This window comes from Paraburkholderia sp. SIMBA_030 (assembly GCF_046535245.1).
GTDB lineage: Bacteria > Pseudomonadota > Gammaproteobacteria > Burkholderiales > Burkholderiaceae > Paraburkholderia.
Map to the genome: position 1 here is coordinate 1 of NZ_JAWRXB010000452.1, position 274 is coordinate 274.

Genomic DNA, 274 nt, shown 5'->3' on the forward strand with positions numbered 1-274 from the left:
TGCCGTTTCTGATCGGTTTCGCGCTCGGCAATATCGACAGCGATCTGCGCGAGTTCTTCGGCCGCTGCGTGCATCCGCTGATTCCGTTTTTCGGTTTCGCGCTCGGCAACGGCATCGACCTGAACGTGATCGCGAAGAGCGGCATGGCGGGCGTGCTGCTCGGCCTTGCGGTGATCGTCGTGACCGGCATTCCGCTGATTCTCGCCGACCGCTGGATCGCGGGCGGCAACGGCGCGGCGGGACTCGCGGCTTCGTCGACGGCGGGCGCGGCGGT

At 66.8% G+C, this 274-nt stretch carries 1 protein-coding gene; it reads left to right on the plus strand.

What is annotated here, in order from left to right; translation table 11 throughout:
* On the plus strand, nt 1-274 hold a 274-nt coding region (locus tag SB772_RS40740), incomplete at both ends, for a 2-keto-3-deoxygluconate permease (protein WP_410838617.1).